Origin of the sequence: Pinisolibacter sp. (assembly GCF_036782435.1) — a bacterium.
Classification (GTDB): Bacteria; Pseudomonadota; Alphaproteobacteria; order Rhizobiales; family Ancalomicrobiaceae; genus CALBKH01.
On the sequence record NZ_DAIPZB010000068.1, the window covers coordinates 1 to 18,543 of the forward strand.

Annotated in this window: 18 protein-coding genes; 14 read left to right on the forward strand and 4 right to left on the reverse strand. The window is 65.3% G+C overall.

The annotated features are described in order from the left end of the window. Positions 1–458 precede the first annotated feature (458 nt). The 4 genes from V7Q42_RS19655 (at position 459) to V7Q42_RS19670 (ending at position 4,651) form a co-directional block, all read left to right on the forward strand. Entirely contained in the window at positions 459–875 is a 417-nt protein-coding gene (locus V7Q42_RS19655; protein ID WP_333825946.1) for a MerR family transcriptional regulator, read from the forward strand. Between the two features lie 233 nt (positions 876–1,108). Continuing rightward, complete coding sequence (locus tag V7Q42_RS19660; protein ID WP_333825949.1) at positions 1,109–1,387, forward strand: hypothetical protein; 279 nt, start codon at positions 1,109–1,111, stop codon at positions 1,385–1,387. 136 nt (positions 1,388–1,523) lie between these two features. Beyond that, positions 1,524–2,744, forward strand: coding sequence for an NADP-dependent isocitrate dehydrogenase (locus V7Q42_RS19665; protein ID WP_333825950.1), 1,221 nt, complete (start codon positions 1,524–1,526; stop codon positions 2,742–2,744). A gap of 263 nt (positions 2,745–3,007) precedes the next feature. Continuing rightward, a complete protein-coding gene (locus tag V7Q42_RS19670; protein ID WP_333825952.1) occupies positions 3,008–4,651 on the forward strand; it encodes a hypothetical protein in 1,644 nt (547 codons plus the stop codon). Between the two features lie 72 nt (positions 4,652–4,723). Here V7Q42_RS19670 and V7Q42_RS19675 read toward each other — a convergent pair whose 3' ends face one another. The 4 genes from V7Q42_RS19675 to V7Q42_RS19690 all read right to left on the reverse strand — a co-directional run bounded on the left by V7Q42_RS19675 (position 4,724) and on the right by V7Q42_RS19690 (position 11,128). Next, complete coding sequence (locus tag V7Q42_RS19675) at positions 4,724–5,962, reverse strand: cyclic nucleotide-gated ion channel (protein WP_333825954.1); 1,239 nt, start codon at positions 5,960–5,962, stop codon at positions 4,724–4,726. A 38-nt stretch (positions 5,963–6,000) separates the two neighbouring features. Then, positions 6,001–8,676: an alanine--tRNA ligase gene (alaS, locus tag V7Q42_RS19680; protein WP_333825956.1), complete on the reverse strand. Its 2,676-nt coding sequence runs from the start codon at positions 8,674–8,676 to the stop codon at positions 6,001–6,003. 481 nt (positions 8,677–9,157) lie between these two features. Beyond that, on the reverse strand, positions 9,158–10,237 hold the full coding sequence (gene recA / locus V7Q42_RS19685; RefSeq protein ID WP_333825958.1) for a recombinase RecA: 1,080 nt from the start codon (positions 10,235–10,237) through the stop codon (positions 9,158–9,160). 411 nt (positions 10,238–10,648) lie between these two features. Beyond that, on the reverse strand, positions 10,649–11,128 hold the full coding sequence (locus V7Q42_RS19690) for a helix-turn-helix domain-containing protein (RefSeq protein WP_333825960.1): 480 nt from the start codon (positions 11,126–11,128) through the stop codon (positions 10,649–10,651). A gap of 256 nt (positions 11,129–11,384) precedes the next feature. Between V7Q42_RS19690 and V7Q42_RS19695 the strand changes: the two genes are divergently transcribed. From V7Q42_RS19695 to V7Q42_RS19740, 10 genes are all read left to right on the forward strand, one after another. Next, positions 11,385–13,436 (forward strand): Mu transposase C-terminal domain-containing protein, encoded by a 2,052-nt coding sequence (locus V7Q42_RS19695; RefSeq protein ID WP_333825961.1) that lies wholly within the window; start codon positions 11,385–11,387, stop codon positions 13,434–13,436. Continuing rightward, on the forward strand, positions 13,433–13,639 hold the full coding sequence (locus tag V7Q42_RS19700) for a hypothetical protein (RefSeq protein ID WP_333825963.1): 207 nt from the start codon (positions 13,433–13,435) through the stop codon (positions 13,637–13,639). Before V7Q42_RS19695 ends, V7Q42_RS19700 begins: the two co-directional genes overlap by 4 nt. A gap of 3 nt (positions 13,640–13,642) precedes the next feature. Beyond that, positions 13,643–14,236: a hypothetical protein gene (locus tag V7Q42_RS19705; RefSeq protein ID WP_333825964.1), complete on the forward strand. Its 594-nt coding sequence runs from the start codon at positions 13,643–13,645 to the stop codon at positions 14,234–14,236. Between the two features lie 35 nt (positions 14,237–14,271). Beyond that, a complete protein-coding gene (locus V7Q42_RS19710; protein ID WP_333825966.1) occupies positions 14,272–14,535 on the forward strand; it encodes a hypothetical protein in 264 nt (87 codons plus the stop codon). Further along, positions 14,532–14,978 (forward strand): regulatory protein GemA, encoded by a 447-nt coding sequence (locus V7Q42_RS19715; protein WP_333825969.1) that lies wholly within the window; start codon positions 14,532–14,534, stop codon positions 14,976–14,978. Before V7Q42_RS19710 ends, V7Q42_RS19715 begins: the two co-directional genes overlap by 4 nt. Positions 14,979–15,726: 748 nt before the next feature. After that, positions 15,727–16,119: a helix-turn-helix domain-containing protein gene (locus V7Q42_RS19720; protein WP_333825970.1), complete on the forward strand. Its 393-nt coding sequence runs from the start codon at positions 15,727–15,729 to the stop codon at positions 16,117–16,119. Between the two features lie 88 nt (positions 16,120–16,207). Next, a complete protein-coding gene (locus tag V7Q42_RS19725; RefSeq protein ID WP_333825973.1) occupies positions 16,208–16,897 on the forward strand; it encodes a phage protease in 690 nt (229 codons plus the stop codon). Further along, entirely contained in the window at positions 16,807–17,133 is a 327-nt protein-coding gene (locus V7Q42_RS19730) for a phage protease (RefSeq protein WP_333825975.1), read from the forward strand. The genes V7Q42_RS19725 and V7Q42_RS19730 overlap by 91 nt, the downstream gene beginning before the upstream one ends. Positions 17,134–17,136: 3 nt before the next feature. Further along, a complete protein-coding gene (locus tag V7Q42_RS19735; protein WP_333825977.1) occupies positions 17,137–18,030 on the forward strand; it encodes a Mu-like prophage major head subunit gpT family protein in 894 nt (297 codons plus the stop codon). Positions 18,031–18,054: 24 nt separating this feature from the next. After that, complete coding sequence (locus V7Q42_RS19740; protein WP_333825978.1) at positions 18,055–18,390, forward strand: hypothetical protein; 336 nt, start codon at positions 18,055–18,057, stop codon at positions 18,388–18,390. The last annotated feature ends 153 nt before the right edge of the window (positions 18,391–18,543 follow it).

Genomic DNA, 18,543 nt, shown 5'->3' on the forward strand with positions numbered 1-18,543 from the left:
TTGAGTGAATCACGTCAGATGACGGTCGTCGAGACCTATCCGCACACAGGTCTCCGTCATACCATCGGCCGTTGGAAATGACCGATGGTATTCCTGGCGCGAATTTCTCATGCCTCTGACGCAGATGAGAAATTCGCGTGTGTTCGAAGGCCGGGTGCGTCGGCACCTTCGGCCTCTGGTGTTACCACGGGTCGACGTAACCGCTACGACCCGGATGAAACGGGCCGGCATGCGCGCCCGCACGCCCCTCCGACGGCCCCGGTCGCCCTACGTCACTTTGAGAAACCACCTTTTGTAACAAGATGTTGGCACCGTTACATGACCTCCGGGCAACCGTTTGCCCTCACGGAATGAACGGTTACAACCTGTAATTTGCCTCTCGGCGATGCCATACCCGTGACGACGAGACGGGTCGTTCCCCCTGCCCCGTCTCCGCACCGAGAGGAGATCCGATCATCGTGTACGCGCCCCACGACGACATGTTCGTCATGTCCGAGCTCATCCCCGTCGAGAACCGCCCCTATCAGATCGGCGAACTGGCCGAGAAGTTCGGGGTGACGCTGCGCACCATCCGCTTCTACGAGCAGAAGGGCCTGATGAAGCCGCGTCGCATCGGCTCCAACATGCGCATCTTCGATGCCGCGGACGTCGCCCGCCTCGGGCTGATCGTCACCTGCCGCCGCTTCCGCTTCACCGTGGACGAGATCGCCGCCCTGCTCACGCTGCGCGACCGGCTCGGGGCCCAGGAGTTCCGCGCCCATCTGGTCGCCGCTCTGACCGCGCGCCGCGCTGCGCTGGTCGAGGAGATCGAAGAGAGCCGCAAGCTGATCGACGAACTCGGCGGCTTCCTGACCGGCCTCGATCACCGGGCCTGACCCGCCCCTCCTCTCGCGGCCTCGCCGCGGCGGTCCCTCCCGACCGGCGCGGCACGAACGAAACGCCTCGGCGATCCGCGCCCCTCTGGATCGCCGTCACCGCCGTCCCTGCGTGACCACGCGTTTCGCTTCGCCTCGATCCCGACCACCTCACCTGCTCCGAGAGCGAGGGTGGTTGCCCACGGCGACGCTCCGATGTCTCATCGGCCGTCACCGGCCGCAGGAGGGTGCCCATGTTCGAGGCCATCGCCCGCCTTCTCCATTTCCATCCCGCCCTGACCTTCGTGATCATGGGCGCCGCCTTCGCCGCGTTCTCCCTGCAGACCGTCGAGGTCTTCCGTCTGTTGTCGGCCAACCTCGACTTCATCGCCGCCCACGGCACCGTGGCGTTGATGGAGGGCGCGGCGCGCCAGCTCCTCGGGCTCCTCGCCACCCTGATCGGGGCGCTCGCAGCCTACCTGCTGTTCAAAGCCTGCGAACGCATCCTCGTCGATCGGATGACGCGGCTCTGATCGCCGCATCCTCCGAAGGCATTGTTGGCGCTTCTCGCACTCGCGTGATATGGACCCCGCGACAATTCAACGCTCCCGGTCGACGACCGGCCCGCGCCCGGGCCGGGGCCGTGGGGCCTCCAGCGAGGACGCGCATATGGCGAAGATCAAGGTGGCGAACCCGGTCGTCGATCTCGACGGCGACGAGATGACCCGCATCATCTGGCAGTTGATCAAGGACAAGCTGATCCTGCCCTACCTCGATCTCGAGATCGAATATTACGACCTCTCGGTCGAGAACCGTGACGCCACCAACGATCAGATCACGATCGACGCGGCCCACGCGATCAAGAAGCACGGCGTCGGCATCAAGTGCGCCACCATCACGCCCGACGAAGCGCGCGTGAAGGAATTCAACCTCAAGGAGATGTGGAAGTCGCCGAACGGCACCATCCGCAACATCCTCGGCGGCGTCATCTTCCGCGAGCCGATCATCTGCAAGAACGTGCCGCGCCTCGTCCCCGGCTGGACCCAGCCGATCGTCGTCGGCCGTCACGCCTTCGGCGACCAGTACAAGGCCACCGACTTCAAGTTCCCCGGCAAGGGCATCCTGACGATCAAGTTCGTCGGCGAGGACGGCACGGTGATCGAGAAGGAGGTCTTCAAGGCCCCCGGCGCCGGCGTCGCCATGGCCATGTACAACCTCGACGAATCGATCCGCGATTTCGCCCGCGCCTCGATGATGTACGGCCTGATGCGCAAGTGGCCGGTATATCTGTCGACCAAGAACACCATCCTCAAGGCCTACGACGGCCGCTTCAAGGACATCTTCCAGGAAGTCTTCGAGACCGAGTTCAAGAAGCAGTTCGACGAAGCCGGCATCACCTACGAGCATCGCCTGATCGACGACATGGTCGCGGCGTCGCTGAAGTGGTCGGGCGGTTACGTCTGGGCCTGTAAGAACTACGACGGCGACGTCCAGTCCGACACGGTCGCTCAGGGCTTCGGCTCGCTCGGCCTGATGACCTCGGTGCTGCTCACGCCGGACGGCAAGACCGTCGAGGCCGAAGCCGCCCACGGCACCGTCACCCGTCACTACCGCGAGCACCAGAAGGGAAAGGAGACCTCGACCAACTCGATCGCCTCCATCTTCGCCTGGACCCGCGGCCTCGCCCATCGCGCCAAGCTCGACGACAACGCCGATCTCGCCAAGTTCGCCACCACCCTCGAGCGCGTCTGCGTCGAGACCGTGGAAGCCGGCTTCATGACCAAGGACCTCGCCCTCCTGGTCGGCGCCGAGCAGAAGTGGCTCTCCACCACCGGCTTCCTCGACAAGATCGCCGAGAACATGGAGAAGGAGATGGCCACCTGGGGCTGAGCCCTCGGGAAGGTCGATCCGAGATCCGAAGAACGAGACACCCCGGAGCCCGCTCCGGGGTGTCGTCGTTTCGGGGGCGGAAGCGATCCGATGTCGGTGGCCGAAGGGCGGTGGAGCCGGCGCAGGAGAGCGCCCGCGCAAAAATCCCCCCTGCCGGATAGGCGGTGCACACCCCGATCCTCCCCTTTCGCAGCCCTTGCCCGCATCGTCGCCCTGGCACACTCTCGCCCGAGAAGAAGAACCGAGGGTTCGAGGGGACGGCCATGGGCGGGACGGGTGCGGCGGCGGCGACGCCGCGGGTGGAGGCGTTTCGCCAGATCGTCATCTGGCCGCTGCAACTGATGCCGACCGGCGACGACCGGGCGCCCTGGGAGCCGCTGCTGGCCGAAGACGGCGGCCGGCGCTGGACCGAACTCGACGACGACTTTCCCGAGGACCCGCGCCACTATCAGGAACGGCACTACCGCGAATTCGTCGCCTTCCTGCCGCACGTCCAGCGCTTCCTCTACGGCGAGCGCGCCTCGCGCACCGGCCGCACCACCTACGGCGACAGCCCGATCCGCATCTTCCGCCGGACAGACGTCGACGCCGTTCGCATCCATCGCCGCAGCTTCCCCGAGCCGCTGACGCTGAGGGTCGTCCACGTCGACCTCTACTTCTTCTACGACGTCGACGTCGCCATCCTGGTGGTCGAGATCGAGGGCGGCGACCTGCCGCTCGCCGAGATGCAGGACGTGGTCTATCGCTTCGGCCGCGCCTATCCTGCCGGTTGGGAGACCGACGGCGCCCCGACCAACTGCTTCCGCAAGGTCGAATGGCTCGACGCCGCCGGCGCCGTCCTCGGCGTCTCCGACTACGAGGCGCGCGACAAGTTCATGGCCTCGGTCTGCCGCCACCAGACCACCGCCATCTCGGCTCACTGGGAGTATCTGCTCGAACCGATGGTGCCGAACCAGAGCGAGGCGCGCGGCCTCGCCCGCTACCGCCAGCTCGAGTTCCACCGCATGCCGATCATGGTGTGGCTCGCCCTCGACGATCCCCGCGCCCTCACCCGCGCCGATCACATGCGTCTCGCCTTCGCCGGCGCCCCCGGCGAGGCCGATCGCACGCCCTATTCCGAGCCCTTCCTCGCCGATTTCGAAAAACTCTACTGCTACGACCGCTTCCACGAACCGGCCCGCGACGGCTGGGTCGACACCCGACTGATGTGCTCCGGACAGGCTTTCGTCGCCGTCGGCGAGGCGGGCCGCGCCGTCTTCGACGACCCGGAACGCGGCTTCCTCGCCCAGTTCCGCCACCAGTTCTTCCTGACCGGGCTCATCGCCCACTTCCACCGGGCGGCGCTGCTGATGCTCTCCGATCGGTTGGTGGCGACCGTCAGCCGCCTCGATCCGTCGCGCAAGGACTCGGTCGGCCGCTTCCGCCACGACATCCGCGCCACGCTCGAGATCTTCCTGCGCTTCACCCACCGCTACTATTTTTCGGAGATCTCCGATCAGGCGACGATCCGCGACGTCTTCCGTCTGTGGATGGGCCACCTCGGCACCGAGCGCCTCTATCAGGAACTGCGCGAGGAGATCAACGATATGGCCTCCTACCTCGAGACCGACCTGTTGCGCCGTCAGGCCGTCACCATCCTGCAGCTCACCGTGGTGACCCTGTTCAGCCAGATCGGCATGTTGGCGACCGGCTTCCTCGGCATGAACCTCTTCGGCTGGGCCGACGCCGCCACCTCCGACAAGGTGTGGATCTTCCTCGCGGCACTGATCCCTTCGGCGCTGATCACCTTCTACACCGTCTTCAAGGCCCGCCGCCTCGCCAACTTCCTCGACTCCCTCGCCGACGAACGCCAGAGCTGGAAGACCCGGTTCGAAGCGCTGGGGCAGGTGTGGAAGTCGGGGGGCTGAGCCGCTTGATCGAATGCGGCCGGCCAGGGTGATCAAGACGAGGAATCGGCACCATCGGGCCCTCGCTCGGCGTCAGATCCAGTCGTCGGGACCGCCGCGCGTCTCATCGACCTCTTCGAGCGCGATGTCGCCGCGCGGCGTCACCGCTTCGCGCGCCACCCGCTCGCGCGCCACGGCGCGGATGTGGGCGGCGACGCTGCTCTTCTTCTGCATCAGGTAGTGGAGGTCCTCGGCGTCGAGCACCAGCAGCCGACAATGGGTGAGTGCCACCACGTCGGCCGATCGCCGCGCCTTCCTCAGCACCGCGATCTCGCCGAAGAACTGCCCCTCGCCGAGCCGCAACCGATCGCGCGGCAGTTGGATCTCCACCGTGCCTGCCGCGATGAAATACATCGAATGCGCCGGCTCGCCCGCCGCCGTGACGATGGTGCCGGCCTCTACAGTCTGCGCCCTGAGGAGCCGCATCACGTCGGCGATCTCCGAAGCGGAGAGCTCGGAGAACAACGGCACCCGCGCCACCATCGACCAGGTGACGACGAAGTCGCGGCTGTGGATCTCGCGCGCGAAGGCGGTGGCGATGATACCGACCGGCAAGGCGAACATGCAGAAGCCGAAGAGCATGACCACGCCGGCGAGCGCCCGCCCGCCGGGGGTCACCGGCACCATGTCGCCGTAGCCGACGGTCGTCAGCGTCGTCACCGCCCAGTACATGGCGAGCGGGATCGAACCGAACTTGTCCGGCTGGATCTCGCCCTCGATCCAGTGCATCAGCGACGCCGCGGTCACCACCAGACCGGCCATGATGACGCCGGAGGCGAAGAGCGCCCGCCGCTCGGAGGCGACGGCATTGATCAGCGAACTCATGCCGGCGGAGTAGCGCGCCAGCTTGAGGAAGCGCAGCAGGCGGAAGACCACCAGCACGTTGACGTCGAAGACGCCGAAGGCGAAGCCGACCAGCGTCGGCGCCACCGCCATCAGATCGACGATCGCCCAGGGCGTGAAGACGTAGCGCAACCGCGCCCCGATCCGCCCGTAGCGCTTGAGCGGAACGTGCTCGTCCGAGATCCACACCCGCGCCAGATATTCGATGGCGAAGAGCACGACCGTGCCGATCTCCACCGACAGGAAGATCCCGCCGTAGCTCTGCCGGTAACCCGGCACCGTCTCCATCACCACGGCGAAGACGTTGAGGACGATCAGGAAGACGATGGCGCGGTCGACGAAGAGCGCGACGCCGTCGCCGAGCGGCGGCACTTCGAGGATCTCGAAGATCCGATGTTTCCACGCTCGATATCCCGACGGAGCCGGCATCGCCTCCCTTTCCTCCCGCCCGACGGACCGACGGGCGATCAGACGCCCGCGGCCTGCCGGATACGCTCGGCGATCGCTTCGATCGCCGCTTCCGCCTTGGTGCCGTCCGGGCCGCCGCCCTGCGCCATGTCCGGCCGGCCGCCGCCGCCCTTGCCGCCCATCACTTCGGCCGCGACGCGCACCAGATCGACTGCATTGTTGGCCGCCACCGCATCGGGCGTCACGCCGACGACGATGCTCGCCGCCTTGCCGTCGTCCGAGCGTCCGATCAGCACCACCACCCGGTTGGCGAAGCCGTTGCGCGCCTCGTCGACAAGACCCTTGAGGTCCTTCGGCGCCACACCGGAGACGATCCGCGGCACGAACTCGGTCGCCCCGATGGTGCGCACCGCCTCGACCGCCGCTCCGGCCCCACCGCCCATCGCGAGCTTCTTCTTCGCTTCGGTCAGCTCGCGCTCCAGCTTGCGCCGCTCGTCGGCGATGGTCTCGACGCGGCCGACCACGTCGGCCTGCTGGACCTTGAGCGACGCCGCCAGATCGCGCACCCGCTTGTCCTGCTCGACGAGATGGCGCCGCGCACCGCGCGCCGTCAGCGCCTCGAGCCGGCGCACACCGGCCGCCACCGCGCTCTCCATCACCACCGAGACGAGGCCGATGTCGCCGGTGCGCCGTACGTGGGTGCCGCCGCACAATTCGACCGAGAAGGCGCGCCCGGCGCGATTGCCGTCACTCTGCCGGCCCATCGCCACGACCCGCACCTCGTCGCCGTACTTCTCGCCGAAGAGGGCGCGCGCCCCCGACGCCTGGGCGTCGTCCAGGCTCATCAGCCGCGTCGTGACCTCGGCGTTCTGCAGCACCACGTCGTTGGCGATCTCCTCGACCCGCGCCAGCTCCTCCGCCGTCATCGGCTTGGGATGCGAGAAGTCGAAGCGCAGCCGGTCGGCGTTGACCAGCGAACCCTTCTGGGCGACGTGGTCGCCGAGCACTTCGCGCAGCGCCTCGTGCAGGATGTGGGTCGCCGAATGGTTGGCGCGGATGGAGCCGCGGCGTTCGCCGTCGACCGTCAGCTTCACCGTGGCGCCGACCGCGATCGGCCCCGCCTCGACCACACCGACATGAACGAAGACGCCCTCGCCTTCCTTGCGCGTATCGGTGACGCGGAAGCGGAAGCCGTCGCCGAGAATGACGCCGGTGTCGCCGATCTGACCGCCGGACTCCGCATAGAACGGCGTCTGATTGACGACGATCGCGCCTTCCGCGCCGGTCTCCAGCGACGCCGCCTCGACGCCGTTCGCGACCAGAGCGACGATCGCGCCCTCCGCCGCTTCGGTGTCGTAGCCGAGGAATTCGGTGGCGCCGACCTTCTCCTTGATGGCGAACCAGACGGCGGCCGACGCCGCCTCGCCCGACCCGGCCCAGGAGGCGCGCGCCTCCGCCCTCTGCCGCGCCATCGCGTCCTGGAAACCGTCGAGATTGACCGCGATGCCGCGCCGGCGCAGCGCATCCTGTGTCAGATCGAGCGGGAAGCCGTAGGTGTCGTAGAGCTTGAACGCCGTCTCGCCGTCGAGCATGTCGCCTTCGAGCATGCCGGTCGTCGCCTCGTCGAGGAGCCCGAGACCGCGCTCCAGCGTCTTGCGGAACCGCGTCTCCTCGAGCCGCAACGTCTCGGTGATCAGCGCCTCGGCACGCGCCAGTTCGGGATAGGCACGTCCCATCTCCCGCACCAGACCCGGCACCAGACGCCACATCAGCGGATCGCGCGCGCCGAGCAGATGCGCATGGCGCATGCCGCGCCGCATGATGCGACGCAGGACATAGCCGCGACCCTCGTTCGACGGCAGCACACCGTCGGCGATGAGGAAGGAAGCGGCGCGCAGGTGATCGGCGATCACCCGATGGCTGGCGCGCGCATCCCCCTCCGCCGCCACGCCGGTCAACTCGACCGAGGCGCGGATCAGCGCCTTGAACAGATCGATGTCGTAGTTGTCGTGGACGCCCTGCAGCACCGCCGCGACGCGCTCCAGCCCCATGCCGGTGTCGATCGACGGCCGCGGCAGACGCGTACGCGTGCCGTCGCCGTACTGCTCGAACTGCATGAACACGAGGTTCCAGATCTCGATGAAACGGTCGCCGTCCTGCTCGGCCGAGCCCGGCGGGCCGCCCCAGATGTGCTCGCCGTGATCGAAGAAGATCTCCGAGCACGGACCGCACGGACCGGTGTCGCCCATCTGCCAGAAATTGTCCGAGGTCGGGATGCGGATGATCCGGTTGTCGGAGAGACCGGCGATGCGCTTCCACAGATCGTAGGCTTCGTCGTCTTCCGAGTAGACCGTGACCAGCAGACGCTTCGCGTCGAGGCCGAATTCCTTGGTGACGAGGTTCCAGGCGAGTTCGATCGCCCGATCCTTGAAATAGTCGCCGAAGGAGAAATTCCCCAGCATTTCGAAGAAAGTGTGGTGGCGCGCGGTGTAGCCGACGTTGTCGAGGTCGTTGTGCTTGCCGCCGGCCCGGACGCACTTCTGCGCCGTCGTGGCGGTCGAATAGTCGCGCCTCTCCATCCCGGTGAACAGGTTCTTGAACTGAACCATGCCGGAATTGGTGAACATCAGGGTCGGATCGTTGCGCGGCACCAGCGGCGACGACGGCACCACTTCGTGGCCGTTCTTCGCGAAGTAGTCCAGGAATGTCGCGCGGATCTCGTTGACGCCACTCATGATCGTACCGAAACCTCTCCTCGGGATGAGCCCCGAGGTTCTATCGACCAATCCGTCGCATGTCCACGGAAAGCGCGCCTTTCCGCCCGCCCGCCGAGCGATTTCCGCTGCACCGCGGCAGACCCCGATGTCGCCCGGCCGATCGTCGCTCCCCCTCCCTGCGTCAGGGCGAGCCGACCCGAAGGGGCGGCCGCCGCACCGGGGAACCGTGGCGACCGCCGGTCCTCCGGCGCCGGGCCGGATTTCCCGCCGAACGGGCGCCACCCACCCGGTGCGACCGACCGCCCACGCCATCCTCGGTCGACGGGCGATCACCCTCGGCGCCCGACGCGCCCCGGACCGACATTCCCCCTGTCGCTTCCCCCTTGTCGAGGCACGAACGCGAACGGCGGGGTCACCCCCGCCGCCTCGTCGATCCGGACCGGTTCGCACCGCGTGCGGCGGAAACCCCCGTCCCGCGCGCCGCCGATCGCCGGATGGCTCAGTCCTCGACCGGACCGTCCTCGTCTTCCGCCGTACCGGTGGGAATGATCTTGTCGGCGATGAGCCCGGCGTTCTGACGGATCGCCGTCTCGATCTTGCCGGCGACCGCCGGATTGTCGCGCAGGAACTGCTTGGCGTTCTCGCGCCCCTGGCCGATGCGCTGGCTCGAATAGGAGAACCACGAGCCCGACTTCTCGACCACGCCGGCCTTGACCCCGAGATCGACCAACTCGCCGACCTTGGAGACGCCTTCGCCGTACATGATGTCGAACTCCACCTCCTTGAACGGAGGCGCCATCTTGTTCTTCACCACCTTGACGCGGGTCTGGTTGCCGACCACCTCGTCGCGATCCTTGATCGCGCCGATGCGGCGGATGTCGAGACGCACCGAGGCGTAGAACTTGAGCGCGTTGCCGCCGGTCGTGGTCTCGGGATTGCCGAACATCACGCCGATCTTCTGGCGGATCTGGTTGATGAAGATCACCATGGTCTTCGACTTGGAGATCGAGGCGGTGAGCTTCCTCAGCGCCTGACTCATCAGGCGTGCCTGCAGACCCGGCAGGCTGTCGCCCATCTCGCCTTCGAGCTCGGCCTTGGGCGTCAGCGCCGCCACCGAGTCGATGACCAACACGTCGAGCGCACCGGAGCGCACCAGCGTGTCGGCGATCTCCAGCGCCTGCTCGCCGGCGTCGGGCTGGGAGATGAGCAGGTCGTCGAGATCGACCCCGAGCTTACGGGCATAGATCGGGTCGAGCGCATGCTCGGCATCGATGAAGCCGCACACGCCCCCCTTCTTCTGCGCCTCGGCGACGCAGTGCAGCGCCAGCGTCGTCTTGCCCGAGGATTCCGGCCCGTAGATCTCGACGATCCGGCCTCGCGGCAGGCCGCCGATGCCGAGCGCGATGTCGAGGCCGAGAGAGCCGGTCGGGACGGTCTCCACCTCGACCACCTTGCCCTGGCCGAGCCGCATGATCGAGCCCTTGCCGAAGTTGCGCTCGATCTGCTGAAGCGCCGCGTCCAAAGCCTTGGTTCTGTCCATACCGTCCCCTTCGACGAGGCGAAGTGAAGCCTGTGCCATCGTCCAGCTCCCTTATCTCACGCGGCTCGGTGCCTGCCAATCGCAGTCAATGTACATGCTTTGTTCCATTTGACAAGGGGGCACTCAACATTCTGTTCGAAAAAGTGAAACTCGTCCGTGTTCGCATGACGTTCACGGTGGGTGGTGCGCGTCTCGAGCGGCCGCTTCGCTGGGGGCGCCATCGCTATTTGTCGGAGGGGGCGATTCGGGCTGCGCGAATTATATGTCGCAAGATCAAAGTAAATCTCTGAATTATCTTGCATATTTCATCGGCGATTTAGCGAACACCTCATGCTGATACAAAGCATTCGACACTGATTTCTGAAGCGATTGATCCCACAGAGAATATTGGCGAACAGTCTGGTACCGGCGGAGCGCACCGCCTGCCATTGCCGAACATATTGGCGAACATCAAATTTCGGAGGAATGGTCCCTCTTGCCGAAGGGCAGCACGCTCAATTTCCTCTTCACCGCCATTCTATCACGGCGAGCCCGGTCATAGGCTTCGGAGACTGCGGCTGCCAACCGCCACCCCAACGAGAGAAACTTCTCACCGTCGACCTCGACCACAACCCCTTGCGCTGTCCCGGGTCCTGCTATGTAACCGGCGATGGACCCGCAGTCATCTAGGGCCTCCAAGACTGCACTATGCAAATCTGCATACTGAGGCTTGAAATCTCCGTATAGTAAAAAATCCGGCTCAACATCTAAAATATGACACACACCGAATACAAACGTAGCCGGGATTTTAGACGATCCCGTCATATAATTCTGCACAGTGCGATAGGGCATTTCCAAAGCATCACTGATATCCCGCAGAGATATCCCTTTCAGCTTCAGAATATCACGCAGCCGGCTCGCGATCTCCGCATCGTCGATAGGAGTTGACATACACATAAACAGGTGCAATCGTCGGCAATATGCACCAACTCAAGCGCACCCTCCCTCTCACTCCCCTTGCGGGGACAGACCTGTACAACGCCATCCGTGCCGCCCTCGTGGCGCGCGGAACCAGTCTCAATGCATGGTGTAAGTCGCACGGTGTCAATAGACAGACTGCGGAAAAGGCATTGAAGGGTGAGCGCTTCGGAAGGCGGGCGAACGATTTACGTCAACAGATGGTCATCGAACTCTTGGGTGTCAGGCGATGACCGAGTTCGTCCCGTCCAAGGTTCTCGCCTCACTACTCGGCGTCACCGACCGAGCAATCGAATTGGCCATTACGCGGGCCTGCAATCGCGGTGATATGAAGTGGCGCGGTGCCACCCTCGTCGTCCGTGAGGTCCACGGCCGCGGCGGCCGCTCCGGAACCTCCTATCAGGTCAGCGTCGACAGCCTTCCGGCCGATCTCCAAGAATGTTTGAAGACGCTTCGCAGCCCGGTCGAAGGCCGGTTGAACCACGGCATGCGAGCGCAGATCGAGCGCGATTGGCTCCACGCCCTCATCGCCCCGGCCCTCACTCATCCGAAGGGCTCCGCCGAGCGAGCAGCCGCCGTTCGGGAGATCGCCGGCAGGCGCCACATGCGGCCAGACGGCGAACGGAAGACCTTCTCCGAGCGGTCCGTTCTGCGCCGTCTGAAGGACTACGAAGAGGCCGGCGGCTTGGCGGGGCTCGGCCGCACGAAGCGTCGCGATGCGGGTACCGCGCGCGTCGTCGTCACCCGCGCATGGGATGCCGCCGTGCCCTTCGAAGAGACGACGAAGGAGCGCATCGGCCGTGACCTTCGCCAGTACATCCGGGGGCTCGTCCAAGCCGGCGAGGCGCCTTCGAACATCCGCCTGCTCGCCGCACGGAAGCTCGCGAACCTGACGGTCGCCGCCGGCTTCTCCCCGGACCAGGTCGTGCGCGAGCGCATCTGCCACATCCCGAAGGGTCACGTCGACCGAGAGGCGATCCACCGCAAGGTTCGCATCTTCGATGCCGATCGTAAGGCACACGAGGACGCCAAGCCCCGGATCCGCCGGACACGCAGCGGCCTCTTCCCCATGGATGTCGTCGTCGGCGACGTTCACCCGATCGACATTCTCATCCGCCGCGACGACGATTCGGCAATCACGCCGAAGGCCGTCGCGTGGCTCGATCTCGCGACGAACCGGGTGTGGCTCGACCCGCTCCTCCTGGAGAAGGGCGACGGCATCCGCAACGCCGACGTGATCGCCAGCTTCGCCCGGATGGTCCGGGCTTGGGGCGCGCCGCGCGCGCTCTACCTCGACAACGGCTCGGAATACAACTGGGCCGAATTCGTCGACGACGCGCTGAAACTGATCGACCGTGAAGGCCGACGGACCCTCGGAACCGTCGCGCCCTGGGCGGAGCGCACCTCCAACATCATCCGGGCCAAGCCCTACAACGCGGCCGCGAAGCCGATCGAGGGCATCTTCTCGGTTCTCGAGCGGACGGTGTTCCACACGATCCCCGGATGGATCGGCGGCGACCGCATGAAGAAGAAGACGGCAAACGTCGGCCGCGATCCCGATCCCTACCCCGGTATGTTCGACGATCTCCGGGAGGAGATCGCTCGCGCGCTCGCCCTCTACGAAATCCGCCCGCAACGCGGTGCGCTCGCGGGCAAGTCTCCGCTGGCGGTGTGGAACGAGGCGATCACCGCCGGCTGGGGCGCGACCGCGGTCGACCAGAAGGCACTTCTGATCGCCTTCTCCGACGCCAAGGAGAAGACCGTCAGCCAAGGCACGATCACCCACAAGGGGCGGCGGTACACCTGCCGCGAGCTGCTGGCCTTCCACGGTGACAAGGTCACGGCCCTCATCCCGAAGTACGGCGAGTGGTCGGCCATCCCTCTCAAGGACCGAAGCGGAACGATCATCGGCTTCGCCGAAGAAGACCGGCCTTTCGCTCTCCTCGACCCGGAAGGTGCGAGAGAGGCCGAACGGCGCTCCACCGAGAAGAAGCGGGCGATCCGAGACCTCCGCCACTCGGTACCGGCGGTCGATCCCCGCGCCGAACGAGCAGCGCTGGTGTCCGATCTCCCAGCCATCGCAACACCACCCGTCGCCGCCGTCATCGGGCTCACCGACGAGACCGCCCGGATCGCCGAACGCATCACCGAGACGACAGCCGAGAGAGCCGAACGCAAGACGCGGGACGCGGCGGCAGAACAGGACCGGATCGACGAAGAGAACCACTATAACAATGAAATCACGAAGAAAATTGCCGCGGCCATGAGGAGGCGTGGATGAAACGGACGCCTGCCGGCGAATTCGTCATGACCCCGACTGCCGAGCGAACCCTCGAGAAGATCCGTCTCGTGCGGGATACCGGTTCGGTCGCCTTGTTCACCGGTTCGGCCGGCGTCGGCAAGACGACGATCGTTCAGCGCTTCCTGCGCGAGGATAGGGACGCCCGGTATGTGGTCTTTTCGGCCGCATCACGGAACCTGTAGTCGGTGCTCAAGGACATCGCCAAAGTCCTAAACATTAATCTCACCGGCAGATCAACCTATGAGCTCAATAAAGATATCGAACATTGGCTCAATTGGGGAAGCACCGATAGTGGAACGTCTCTCGGCTTCGATTCCAGAAAAATATATCGAGGCCCATACGTCGTCTGCGACGAAGTCCAGAACATCGACCTGAACGCGCTTCGGCAACTCCTTCACTACAACGACATGTACGGCCTGCCGATCATCATGATCGGCAACGAACACACAATCAAGCGAACCCACGCCAACGAAGCTGCACTCGACCAGATCGAAGATCGCATCCGGGTTCGTGATCGCATCGACCGCACCCGCGGCGACATCGCCGCCGTCTGCGACGCCTGGGGGATCGAGGATGCCACGGTGCGCGACTGGGTGATCGCCTACGCGATCGAGACCACATGGCGGCGGTTGTTCTCGCTTCTTCGTGCCGCGGCGGGCCTCTCCGCAGACCGGCAAATCGGTATCTCGCAGCTTCAAGACGCCATCGGCTTCGAAGGTGGCAGGAAAGCCGCGAACGAATTCCTCCGAAAGCTCACAGATCGACGTCGCGCCCTCTGACGATATCGAATTGATCGAACCGAAGGGAGAACACCATGACCAAGCACATCAATATACTCACCGACATAGATCCGTTCTTGAAAATCGAAAATCTGTACGACGACATCGAATATTTCCGCAACCGAGTAGACCTGCTCACATGGGTTTCCGGGGAAATGCAGCATCATCATTTCAGCATGAAAGAGAACAACGGCAAGCTGTTCGAAATGTACTCCCTTTTCATGGCCATCATCAAAAACGACCTCGACCGGGCCGTAGACCTCGTCAACGCCAACCGCAAGGAGCGGTTCACGTCATGACCGCAAGGATCACCGATCGGCAACGACGGATTCCGACCGCCCGACAGATCGCCGTCGTCCATGTCGCCAAGAAGCAACTGGGATTATCGGAAGAGGTCTATCGCGCGGTCCTCGTGCGGATCGGCGGCGTCGAGAGTGCCGCCGATCTCGACCGCACCGGCTTCGAAGCCGTCATGGCCTATTTCACGGCCTGCGGCTTCCGATCCTCGTGGACGCAACGCACCTTCGGCCGGCGTCCCGGCATGGCGACGCCGAAACAGGTCGACCTGATCCGAGATCTCTGGAACCAGTGGTCGGACGGCAAGGACGAGCACGAGCTGAACAATTGGCTCGAGCACAGCTACGGCGTCTCGGCGCTGCGGTTCTGCGACGGCCCGACGACGGCCAAGGCGATTGCCGGCCTCAAGGCGATGATCGGCAGGAGGCGGGCGAAGTCACAGTGACGATCGATGGGAGAGCGAGAGGCCCGGTCGCGGCGGTAGACGCCGCTTCGATCGGGCCTCTTCACGTCGGAGCGAACACCCGGCGACAACATCGACGTAGAAGTGGTTTCGAAGGAGGTAGGACGGCCGGTCGAAGAACGAGCAGTGGGCAGGGTGCTGCGTCCCTGAAGCGTCCGCTGACGGTGTTCTGTGGGTCGAGACCTGAATCCGCCGATCCGGTTCGGTCGCTCCACCTCGCCGATCGGAGATCGGTCCGCGCCTCGGCGTGCGAGGTAGAACCTATCACCGTGCAATCCGGCGGACAACGCCGAGACTAGGGCGGCCGTTCCCGCCCCGTCGCTCCACGTCACCGATCGCTGAGCGGGCGCGACGACATGTGCCGCAACAATATAGGCCGAATTCCGCGCCGGCGCCACGCCTGGACCCGGATCCGAAGAGAAGCCCCACAGGCGGCCGTGACCACCTCCGCTGTGGGATGATCAAATAGAAGCGGCGAACCCGGTCCAAGGGCTTTTATCGACTATTAATCGGCCTTCTGAAAGTCGATTGGACCGCTACCGGTTCTCCGGTTACGCTCATCTGCCGCCGATCACCGATTTTCATGATGCCCCCGAACATGTTCGGGGGCGCTTTCGTTCGTGCCCCCGAACACATTCGGGATGCCCATCGCCGGAGAGCGTCTCGAACGCCCGGCCGGTGCTCCTGGTGGCCGGCCGGCGATGGGTGACCCGAACGAACGGCGGCACTCATGGTCGAACACGTCTCGATGGTGGAAATCTGCGGAGCGATCGGCCGGGAAGCCGCCGACGCGCTGGTGAAGGCCTTCGGGGGACAATCGGTCTACGTTCCCGGGACCGTCGACGAAGGAAGCCGTCTCGTGACCGCGATCGGCCTCGAGGCGGCACGCGCACTCTCGGACCACTTCGGCAACCGCGGGACGACCTTCGTCGTTCCGATGAACCACGGCGCCCGCATCTCCGATCGTCGCCGAGAGATCGCCGAGCGTAGCACACGCGGCGAGTCCATATCCCAGATCGCCGCCGCCATGGGGATCCACATCCGCACAGTGGAGAAGGCGCGGGCGCGTGACCGGCTGACCGACGCCACACCGCGCACCTCGACGAAGGGGGGCCGGCCGTGACCGATCCCTCGCGCTCCGCTTCGCCCGACACGATCGCCACGGCGGCGATCGAACTCATGACCTCGTCGCCCGTCGGCTCCACCGAGCAGTGGATCCATCTGATGCCGTCCGGGACCTTCGGCGGCCGAGACGGACGCGGGCCGTACCGGCTCGCCGACGCCGCCGCCGTCATCGAGACGAGCCGGCGCTATGCCGTCCGGTACAGATCCCGGTCGACTACGACCACCAGATCGACCGCGCCGAGAAGAACGGCCAACCCGCGCCGGCCGCCGGATGGATCGACGCCCTTCAATCCCGCGCCAGCGGCATCTGGGGGCGGGTGACGTGGACGGGCCGCGCGGCGGAATACCTCGGCAAGCGCGAGTACCGCTACCTCTCGCCCGTCTTCGTCCATTCGCCGGATGGAACCGTTCGGTCCATCGTCCGCGCGGCACTCACCAACAACCCGAACCTGCAACAGCTCACGGCGCTGGCAAGCGCGGAGACCCCTCCCATGGACCCGAACGCGACCCCGTCGAGCCCCGACGCGCTTCTGACCGAGATCCGCAAGGCGCTCGGTCTCCCCGACACCGCCAGCGATGCCGAGATCCTCGCCAAGCTGCGCGATCTCACCACCTCTCAGCAGGCGGCGACGCCGGACCCGACGCAGTTCGTGCCGATCGGCGCTTCGAACAGACGGTCGCCGAAGTGCACCGCCTCAATCAGGGCGTCTCGGCACAGGCGGCGGTGTCTCATGTCGAGCTTCAGATCCGCAACGGCAACCTGCCGCCGGCCCTGAAGGATTGGGGCGTCTCGCTGTGCAGCGTCAACAAGACCGCTTTCGACGCCTTCATCGACCGGACGCGAGGGGCGTTCAACGCGATCGTCAGCCCGCAGACCGCCACGCGGAAGGACCAACCGGCCGCACACTCCTCTCGCCTGAGCGACGACGAACGGTCGATCTGCCGCCGCATGGGCATCACCGAAGACGAACTCGTGAAGGCCCGCGCCTTCGCCGAACCCGCGAGGGCCTGACCGATGTTGATCAACCGCGCCAATCTCTCGACGCTCTACGACGCCTTCAACGCCGCCTTCAACAAGGGCTTCACCGGCGCCGACAACGCCTACACCAAGGTGGCGATGGTGGTGCCGTCGTCGGCGTCATCCGAAACCTACGGCTGGCTCGGCACCTTCCCCAAGATGCGCGAATGGGTCGGCGACCGCCTCATCCAGAACCTTGCGGCGGCGACCTACGCCATCCAGAACCGCAAGTTCGAGAACACCGTCTCGGTCGGACGGACGGACATCGAAGACGATCGCTACGGCGTCTTCTCGCCGATCATGGCCGAGATGGGCAAGTCGGCCGCCGAACACCCGAACGAGCTGGTGTTCTCGCTTCTCGCCGAAGGCTTCACGTCGAAGTGCTACGACGGGCAGTACTTCTTCGACAGCGACCACCCGGTGACCGACGCGAGCGGTGCCACCGCGTCGATGTCGAACACCGGCGGCGGTTCGGAAACGCCGTGGTTCCTTCTCGACATCAGCCGGGCCATCAAGCCGTTGGTGTTCCAGGAGCGGCTTCCCTACAAGCTCACCGCCCTGACCGAAGACAATGACGACAACGTCTTCTGGAAGGACGAGTACATCTACGGCGTCCGGGCGCGGTCGAACGCCGGGTTCGGCCTGTGGCAGCTCGCCTACGGATCGAAACAGACGCTCGACGCGACGTCCTATGCGGCGGCGCGCGCGGCGATGCAGAACATGCGCGGCGACGGCGGCCGTCCGCTCGGCATCAAGCCGACGCTGCTCGTCGTACCGCCTTCGCTCGAAAGCGCCGGCCTGAAACTCCTCAACAGCGAACTCGGCACCGGTGGCGAGACCAACGAGTGGAAGGGAACGGCCGAACTCCTCGTCACCCCGTGGGTCGGGTGAGCGTAGGAGCCAGCCGGCATCAAAATGGGCGACCGGGCGCAGCAAGAAGGCGAGAAGGTCGCGGGCGTCGCAGCAAAAGGACACGTTTCCGGCGGTGACGGTCCGCAATCGTCCACCGCCGATCGGATCCGGCGGGGAAAACTCGACACCTTCCTTCACCCGCGCCGATCCCGCATCGAAAACGATCGGGAGATCGCCATCTTCCTCGTCGAGCGGTTCGGGCTCCTGTCTCTCGAAGAAATCGTGCGGGAGGGGCGCGCGCGGTTCGGGAGCGACCGTGTTCCGTCGCGATCATCGATTCATCGGTTCTGGATGCGCCTCCGCCGGTCGGTCGCCCCCTCCTTCCGAAGCTCCGAGTAAAGCTGGTCTCTCGACGACGTTGGCACGCACCCATCAAATTGCAGCAAATTCCACCATCTCCCGCCTTCCTCCGACAGATAGCCCCGACTTCCGACAGATAATGAGACCTGTGCGCGGTTGGACCATCATGTTGATTTGATGCGTTTAATGTGC